This is a genomic window from Clostridioides sp. ES-S-0048-02 (assembly GCF_020658495.1).
Lineage (GTDB): Bacteria > Bacillota > Clostridia > Peptostreptococcales > Peptostreptococcaceae > Clostridioides.
On sequence record NZ_JACVWH010000026.1, the window covers coordinates 21,444 to 27,548 of the forward strand.

Sequence of the window (6,105 nt, forward strand, 5' to 3'; positions counted from 1 at the left end):
TTATGAGTTCTAAATTAATACTTGCAATAGTGTTTATAACATCAGCTTTAATTTTTTACACTATAGGTGTATTTGGAGAAAGAAAAGCTAAAATTTTAAAAAAGAAACATGTAATTATATTTTGGCTTGGTTTAATATTTGATACTTTAGGAACATTTACAATGAGTAATATAGCTAATAGCCACGCTTTTGAAGTGAAGTCTGTATTGTCCCAAAATCTTCATAGTATAACTGGTCTCCTAGCAATTGTGCTTATGCTTTTTCATGCAGGCTGGGCTACTTTTGTTTTGTATAAGGACGATGAAGATAAGAAAAAATTCTTCCATAAGTTTAGTATAGTTGTATGGACTATCTGGTTAATTCCATACTTTATAGGTATGTTTATTGGTATGGCTGGATAATAAATAAAAAAAAGTGTGTAAGAAAATGAATATACACTTACACACTTTTTCATATATATCTATAATGTTTTACTTACTCTTTTACACAGCTTAATAAATCCTTATGTATAATTTAAATTTATTAAACACCTAACACTTGAGTTACTCCTGGAACTTCGCTTACCAAAACATTTTCAATAACAGCTTTTATTGTCATAGTTGCTCCTGGACATCCACTACAAGCACCTTGTAATCTAACTAAAACTACACCATTCTCATTTACATCTATAAGCTCTACATCTCCACCATCTCTTTGTAATACAGGTTTTATCTTTTGTTCAAGTACTTTTTCAACTTGTTCTCTCATAGTTATTCCCCCCAGAAATATTTTTATTACCAAGATTATACCAATGGTTTAAATTTTTGTCCATCTAATGATTTTTCAAACTCTATATTTGCCTCATCAATAATCTTAGTATTCATAAATACATCATAAGCACTACAAGCCAATACCTTAGCTGAATTTATCATAGCTGAAAATCCTATACTTGAACCAGCTGATGCACATGACTGCCATGTGTGGCTTGCCACACCAACAGGCCATGCTGCCATTGCAAATTGAGCTACTGGTATCACATAACTTACATCTCCAACATCAGTAGAACCAGCTAATCCCTTATCTTCTGCTCCATCAGCTATACCATGATGTATATAACTGTCCACAATAGATTTATCGTCTTGGAATGCTGTAGCTACACCTAGTCTCTCATCCTTAGTAAGAGTAGCACATAATTTTTTTGCAAATTCTTCTTCTTCAGGAGTAGTTTTAGGAGTTCCAACAAGAATCATATTATCGTATACTAAATCAGTTAAACACTGATTTGGTATATAATCATAAATCCCATCAGTAATTACATACTCCATTTCAGTCTCTGTCATCATAGCTGCTCCTTGTGCCACTTTTATTAGCCTATCAAGAACATTCTCTGCATCCTTTGCTTTTTTACCTCTTATAAAATACCAACTTTCTGCAAAACCAGGAACTACATTAGGTCTTCCTCCACCATTAGTTATAACATAATGCATTCTTATAGAGTCAATTACATGTTCTCTTAAATAATTTGCTCCTACATTCATAAGTTCAACAGCATCTAATGCGCTTCTACCATTATGAGGGGCTTGAGCTGCATGTGCTGTTATTCCCTTAAACTTAAATCTAGCAGATAAATTTGCCAGACTTCCACCTCTCCATGTGCCATTTATATCAAAAGGATGCCATGTAAATGCGCAATCTACATTATCAAAACATCCATTTACACACATTACAGTCTTTCCTCCACCTTCTTCTTCAGCAGGACAACCAAAATATTTTATTGTTCCATTAAATTTATTTTTTTCCATAAGTTCTTTGATAGAAACGACTGCTCCTACACCTGCTACACCCAATAAATTATGACCACATCCATGTCCAGATTCTCCCTCTACCAATGGATTTTTTTCTGTACTCACAGATTGTGATAGTTCTGGCAAAGCATCATATTCGCCAAGTATTCCAATTACGGGCTTACCTTCTCCAAAACTCGCTATAAATCCAGTGGGTAAATTGTCTACTTCTTCAATTTCAAATCCTTTTGACTTTAGATATTCCTTTTGAATACTGCTTGCATACTTTTCTTCAAAAGCTAATTCTGGATTTTCCCATATTTTTTTAGATAAATCAATTAATTCTTCTCTTATTTCCTCAATGTTATTTATAATATACTCTTTCATAGTCTCCTCCACAGATATGTATTTTTGATATGCTTTATAAATTATATTATATACTAACATTCTATTTATTCACAATTTTTTGTTAATTAATTTGATTTATATATTCTTCTATACAATGTATTTTTTCCTTATTTTTTTTCTTCATAAATTCAATGTACTCTCTTTTCCATAGTGTAGTTTCATTATTTTTGTTTAGTAATAGTTCTAATAAATTAATTTCTTCCATTCTCATATCTTCATAAAATACTACACTTCCTAGTATTTCCAATTCAAATTCACTTAATGAAGCAAATAGCATTAGATAATCATCCCCAAATAAGCACTCAGATTCAAGAATATCAATAAAGTCTTTTTTTGCATTGATATTTTCCTTTATTATTTTTATTTTTTCAATTATAGAAGTACTCTCTAGTACAGCATTGAATATCGCTCTAAATGACTCATCATCTAATTTATTTTCATCATCAACAATATACTTTTCTAAAGGTTCACTTTCATTCTTACTTACAGTTATCATACTTTTAAAAGTGCCACTTTTTATTGAACTTAGTACAGACTCAATAAATATCTTCTCATATGCTTTTATGTATTTTATCATGGCTTCATCTTCTATATTTAATCTTTCTATCAAAACATCAATTGCTTCTTCAAGCAATAAAACTATTTTTTAATTTATTATACTTTCTTTATTTAGCTCTTCAGAATTATTAAAATCAAAACTATTACTTTCTTCAATAAATTCAACTACATTATTTTCCTCATATTGCTTAATTTCATCTTCAAAAGTATGATTGTATATGTTTTTAAATTGTTTTTCTAAAAATTCATATTCATATTCTGAAATCTTCAAATTAGTTGATTCATTACCTAAAATTGTAGAGAAAATAGAGTTATTTATAATAAGTTCAAATAAATTTATAAGTATAACATCACAATCTATTTTATAAGTTATTCCATAATCATAAAACAATTTTTCTCTATCTTTCTTTCTAAATAAATTACAAAATCTATTTTCTATATCCATACTCTCAATATAATTTTTCACATAATAAATTCCTTGAATATCCATATCATCTAATGCCAATGGATAATCTATACTCACTGGAATATCATATGCTTCAAATTTTATACTATAGTTTTTAAAGAAACCAGACAGTTCCATTAAAGTATCATTATACGCCATTAAATTAGTGTCTAATTTTCTAATTTTCATTACTTCATAAAATTTTTCTAACTCAAGTAAATCATATTCAAGAATTTTAATGCCTTCTAAGTATACATACTTAATATTTTTAGACGTCAATTCTGCAACTCTTTTTTCTATATTTTCAAGTTTACTTACATATGCATCAATAGAATACCAAATTGAAAGCAATAATTTTTCAGCAACTTCAGTCTTTACTGATGTACTTTGACCATTTGTATATTTTTTAATTAAATCTATAAGAATTAAGGATATTTCCTGTTGTATGTTATATACTTCTCTCTCATTTATTACTTTACAATCCATACATTCTTTAAGTAGAGATATTGCATATTGATTTTTTATTAGATTATTTTCATTTATATTGATGTTGGTTAGATTATTATTTGACATAGTAAGTTTCCCCTCTCATTAGATTAAACTTCTCCAAATTTAAACTTTTTTGCAAATTCCTCTGCTTCTCCCCTTACATTATCCATATTCCCTGTAAATTTTTCATAAAGTTCATCAAGTATTTCTATAATTTCATCATCACAAATTTTATCATCTGTTTCATTTTTTAAGTAATAAAAGATTTCTTGCATATCATTAATAATTTCTAAATAATCATCCATATTCGTAAACTGTGATGTATATATGTTTTCTATTAATTGTTTTGTAACTTTTATATCTAATTCTATTCTTCCATATCCCTTTAAAGTATCATTTCTTGAAGTTATTATATCTTTTACATCCGCTTCGGAAAGTACTAGACCATAACACTTAGATTCTTTATTGGTTTCAAGCAATTCATTTCTTTCTATTTCCTTTAAATTTTGATGCATAGAACTCAAAATAATAGGTGATATCATTTTAAAATTCTCCTTTTTTATTTTTTCTATTGACTTTTAATTTATTTTATGTTATATTTAAATTAGTATATTTATTAACTTATAGAACTACTTATAATAATATTATTATAAGTAGTTTTTGTCAACTCAAAATTACTATTTTAATTAAATTTTTCAATAAAAAAAATATATCATTACTCAGATATATTTTTTATAACTATTCATCAATTTAATAGTTATTTATAATTAAAATCTAAAGAATGATATATTAATTTACTTATCTTTTTTAGCTCTACTTCTGCTTTTCTTTACATTTGAGCAATTTCTACAGGAAGGTGAACAGTATTGAGATTTAGAATTTGTAGGTATATAAATCTTTCCACAATACTTACATTTATTTAAAGATGCAGGTTCACTTGTAATTGCAAATGCATATATAGTTTCAATAGCTGTTTTTAAAGAATTAAATTCCCATGCAATTGTGGGTTTATCTAATTGACTTATAGAAAATCCAATCTTTTGAGGGTTAAACCCTCCAGACATAATAGTCACACTTTCAGTTAGTAGGTTAGACATGTTTTTATAGACACAAATTTGATTAAAATGTCTACACATATCCTTAGCAAAATTTACAATCCAATCCAATTGTTCTGTATAAAACCTTGAAAATACTAAATCTAAAATCAATGGTCTTTTTCCAAAAAACTTGGGTGATTCCTCTCGTTTTGATACATCTATACCTCGTTTATATTTTTTAAAGTATACATCTTCATCACTTGCAAATGGGATGAACATATTTACATACTCATCAGTATTCAATATATTCTCTTTTGTAATATAATTCTTTTCAATCATCAGTACTCTTTCTTCACCAACAATATCTCTATTATATACACTTGAATAAATTAATCCTAACAACCCATATTTCTTTACAAATTCAAGTACTTCTTTTTTTAATCTCATTTCTTTAGTTTCTTTTGATATCTCTTGTAATGCTTCTTGTCCTATGCGAATTATATCTACTATAATTTCAGCTGCAACATCAAATGGATTGTACATAGTAAATACAGCATCTTCTGTTGGTACTATATACAGTTCATCTTCTTCAGTAATTTTATATTCATAATCACTATAGCGAATCCAATCACTTGCAAAGTTTCCAATTAATTCTATATTTTTATTCATAATAACAGCCTCCTTTGAATGTAATAGTTAATATTTATTAACTATTACATTTTTAGTTTATTCTATAATTTTCATCATGTCAACTCTTCTTTTAATTTTATATAATATTAAGTCATATAATAACTCTAATTAGCCTAGATATTGATACTAAGTAATAGTAAACTTATAATTAATTTTATCAAAATCTATTTACATTTGAAATTAATCTCTTTATAATAATATGTAATATATAAATAATTTTACATATTACATATTACATATTAATTATAAAGAGAGGTACTAAGAAAATGGATAGAAAACGTGAATTAAAACAACTATATAAGGAAATGAAATTTGACATTGGTGTATTTATGATAAAAAATGATACTACTAAAAAGATTTACCTTGGAAAGAGCAATGACATAAAAAGCAAGTTTAACTCCCTCAAATTTCAACTTGGTGCTGGGTCATGTATGGTAAGAGATTTAAACAATGATTGGAAAAAATATGGAGAAAAAACATTTACATTTGAAATTTTAGAACTTATAAAACACGATGATAACAAAACTAAAAAAGACTACTTAGAAGAATTAGATATTTTAGAAATGGTTTGGTTAGAAAAGCTAAAAGAAGAGGTAATGTAAAATAATTTGTGCTTCAAGGTTAATAAAAATCTTCTTTATGGCAATGATTTAAATATAATCAAATGTCGTAAAGGAGATTTTTTATGAATACTTTAAGAAAACAATTAGTCAAA

Annotated in this window: 8 protein-coding genes; 2 read left to right on the plus strand and 6 right to left on the minus strand. The window is 26.9% G+C overall.

The features are described 5' to 3' along the window. Window positions 1-2 precede the first annotated feature (2 nt). The gene (locus tag IC173_RS18740) at window positions 3-401 is read left to right on the plus strand and encodes an HsmA family protein (RefSeq protein WP_227433332.1); all 399 of its coding nucleotides are present in this window, start codon (window positions 3-5) and stop codon (window positions 399-401) included. Between the two features lie 121 nt (window positions 402-522). Here IC173_RS18740 and IC173_RS18745 read toward each other — a convergent pair whose 3' ends face one another. The 6 genes from IC173_RS18745 to IC173_RS18770 form a co-directional block, all read right to left on the minus strand. Further along, on the minus strand, window positions 523-747 hold the full coding sequence (locus IC173_RS18745; RefSeq protein WP_227433333.1) for a NifU family protein: 225 nt from the start codon (window positions 745-747) through the stop codon (window positions 523-525). 35 nt (window positions 748-782) lie between these two features. Then, complete coding sequence (locus IC173_RS18750; protein ID WP_227433334.1) at window positions 783-2,150, minus strand: M20 family metallopeptidase; 1,368 nt, start codon at window positions 2,148-2,150, stop codon at window positions 783-785. A gap of 82 nt (window positions 2,151-2,232) precedes the next feature. Further along, complete coding sequence (locus tag IC173_RS18755) at window positions 2,233-2,805, minus strand: hypothetical protein (RefSeq protein WP_227856069.1); 573 nt, start codon at window positions 2,803-2,805, stop codon at window positions 2,233-2,235. Between the two features lie 12 nt (window positions 2,806-2,817). Continuing rightward, window positions 2,818-3,747 carry a DUF6179 domain-containing protein gene (locus tag IC173_RS18760; protein ID WP_227856070.1) on the minus strand — a complete coding sequence of 310 codons (930 nt, stop codon included), beginning with the start codon at window positions 3,745-3,747 and terminating at the stop codon, window positions 2,818-2,820. A 23-nt stretch (window positions 3,748-3,770) separates the two neighbouring features. Then, window positions 3,771-4,205 carry a DUF6323 family protein gene (locus IC173_RS18765; protein ID WP_227433336.1) on the minus strand — a complete coding sequence of 145 codons (435 nt, stop codon included), beginning with the start codon at window positions 4,203-4,205 and terminating at the stop codon, window positions 3,771-3,773. 252 nt (window positions 4,206-4,457) lie between these two features. Then, window positions 4,458-5,369, minus strand: a complete 912-nt coding sequence (locus tag IC173_RS18770; protein ID WP_227856071.1) for a recombination protein NinG — start codon at window positions 5,367-5,369, stop codon at window positions 4,458-4,460. A gap of 287 nt (window positions 5,370-5,656) precedes the next feature. On the opposite strand from IC173_RS18770, the gene IC173_RS18775 reads away from it, so the two are divergent. Next, window positions 5,657-5,992, plus strand: a complete 336-nt coding sequence (locus IC173_RS18775; protein ID WP_227856072.1) for a GIY-YIG nuclease family protein — start codon at window positions 5,657-5,659, stop codon at window positions 5,990-5,992. The last annotated feature ends 113 nt before the right edge of the window (window positions 5,993-6,105 follow it).

Excerpts from the sequence above, each read along its gene's own strand:
- IC173_RS18765 (WP_227433336.1), bottom strand. The coding sequence starts at position 4,205 with ATGATATCACCTATTATTTTGAGTTCTATGCATCAAAATTTAAAGGAA.
- IC173_RS18750 (WP_227433334.1), bottom strand. The coding sequence starts at position 2,150 with ATGAAAGAGTATATTATAAATAACATTGAGGAAATAAGAGAAGAATTA.
- IC173_RS18760 (WP_227856070.1), bottom strand. The coding sequence starts at position 3,747 with ATGTCAAATAATAATCTAACCAACATCAATATAAATGAAAATAATCTA.
- IC173_RS18770 (WP_227856071.1), bottom strand. The coding sequence starts at position 5,369 with ATGAATAAAAATATAGAATTAATTGGAAACTTTGCAAGTGATTGGATT.
- IC173_RS18740 (WP_227433332.1), top strand. The coding sequence starts at position 3 with ATGAGTTCTAAATTAATACTTGCAATAGTGTTTATAACATCAGCTTTA.
- IC173_RS18775 (WP_227856072.1), top strand. The coding sequence starts at position 5,657 with ATGGATAGAAAACGTGAATTAAAACAACTATATAAGGAAATGAAATTT.
- IC173_RS18745 (WP_227433333.1), bottom strand. The coding sequence starts at position 747 with ATGAGAGAACAAGTTGAAAAAGTACTTGAACAAAAGATAAAACCTGTA.